This is a genomic window from Nostoc sp. 'Peltigera membranacea cyanobiont' 213 (genome assembly GCF_002245975.1).
Lineage (GTDB): Bacteria > Cyanobacteriota > Cyanobacteriia > Cyanobacteriales > Nostocaceae > Nostoc.
Genome location: NZ_NOLI01000270.1, coordinates 3,159 through 4,492, shown reverse-complemented (window position 1 = coordinate 4,492; position 1,334 = coordinate 3,159). Strand labels below are relative to the sequence as shown.

General features: G+C 40.0%; 3 protein-coding genes. All 3 read left to right on the top strand.

The genetic code is table 11. The features are described 5' to 3' along the window. Positions 1–209: hypothetical protein (locus CDG77_RS38275; protein ID WP_223270123.1), on the top strand; the 209-nt coding region annotated here is incomplete at its 5' end. A gap of 112 nt (positions 210–321) precedes the next feature. After that, positions 322–534 carry a DUF2997 domain-containing protein gene (locus CDG77_RS33665; protein ID WP_094333497.1) on the top strand — a complete coding sequence of 71 codons (213 nt, stop codon included), beginning with the start codon at positions 322–324 and terminating at the stop codon, positions 532–534. Between the two features lie 44 nt (positions 535–578). After that, positions 579–1,211, top strand: a complete 633-nt coding sequence (locus CDG77_RS33660; protein WP_223270122.1) for a nucleotide exchange factor GrpE — start codon at positions 579–581, stop codon at positions 1,209–1,211. Positions 1,212–1,334 lie beyond the last annotated feature (123 nt).

The following is a 1,334-nucleotide window of genomic DNA, read 5'->3' as shown; positions in this document are numbered from 1 at the left end:
TTGTCTTCAGCCCTGATGGACAAACTCTTTTCAGTGGCAGTTGGGACACAACAATCAAAGTATGGGAGTTTGCAACACAAATCTTTAATTTAAAATCCGACTCTCGTTGCGCGGCATCGTCTCTGCCCCTCCGCCCCTCCGCCCCTCTGCATTTCAAACTTGTGAGAAATGCGGGAGAAGGCTTTACGCTACGAAGAAAGCAAATCTAAAATCCAAAATTGTTTGACTTTTGCCTTGCGGTACTAGTGCCAGTATTAATTGCCGTTGGCTAGAATTTGGTACAACATAATTAAAACCCTCAAAAATCAAAAGACTCTACTTATGGCTGAGTATCAAAAAATTGAGTATCGCATTGGTAAAGATGGTAAAATTACTGAAACAGTAATCGATGCTTCTGGTTCGAGTTGCACAAGTACAACATCGGGAATTGAAAAAGCTTTAGGAGAAGTTGAAAATCAAGAATTATTGCCTGAGTATTACGAAGGCGGTGAGGGCGAGACAGTGGCACAAAATCAGTCTCTCAAAGAAATCTAAGAGGGATGCAGATAGGAATGTTTTCTCTTTTAAGCTTTTTGACAATGGCAATAGGGATTTGCACTCTGTTGTTGATTATTCCAGCAATTAGTGATGCGATCGCTCGCCAAGCAGACTTGGAAACTAACAAGTTAGAATTGGCGCGATGTCTAGCGACAAGCAGGTTAGCATCTACGCAAATTGAGTTACTAGAAAATGAACTAAAGGCAACACGCAAAAATTACTTAGAAGAGCAGCAAAAAATAGAACAGTTACTTGCTGAAAAAGCAGCGCTACATCAGGAAGGCTTGCGACTGCATGAAGAATTGCAGCAGCAGCGTCTTGAACTGACAGAGGAAATACGTTCTTCGACATTTGAGCAATTGCAGACATTGCTAACAAACTATCCCAGCATCCATCAGATGGTGCGCGTTAAACCAGAATTACCTGCGAAAAATCTGCTTTCGATGTTTACCTCTTTAGATAACCTCCTCAATAAATGGGGTTACGAACAGATAGGTAAACCTTGGGAACAAATACCTTACAATCCCCAGATTCATCAACCAGACACTGCTGATATTGCTGAAGATGAGTTAGTTTATATTCGATTCGTTGGTTATCAACATCAAGGAAAAATTCTTGTCCCTGCGAAAGTTAGCCGCACCTTACCGGGAGGGGGACAAACAATTAAAAATTAAAAATTAAAAATTTAAGAAATGTTATTGCATATTGCTTTCTTGCCCAATGACAAATGACAAATGACCAATGACTACAGTAATAATTGATTTTGGTACTAGCAATACTGTTGTTTGTACTACTGA

Bases quoted from the DNA above. Each gene is read 5' to 3' on its own strand.
- CDG77_RS33665 (WP_094333497.1), top strand. From the start codon at position 322: ATGGCTGAGTATCAAAAAATTGAGTATCGCATTGGTAAAGATGGTAAA.
- CDG77_RS33660 (WP_223270122.1), top strand. From the start codon at position 579: ATGGCAATAGGGATTTGCACTCTGTTGTTGATTATTCCAGCAATTAGT.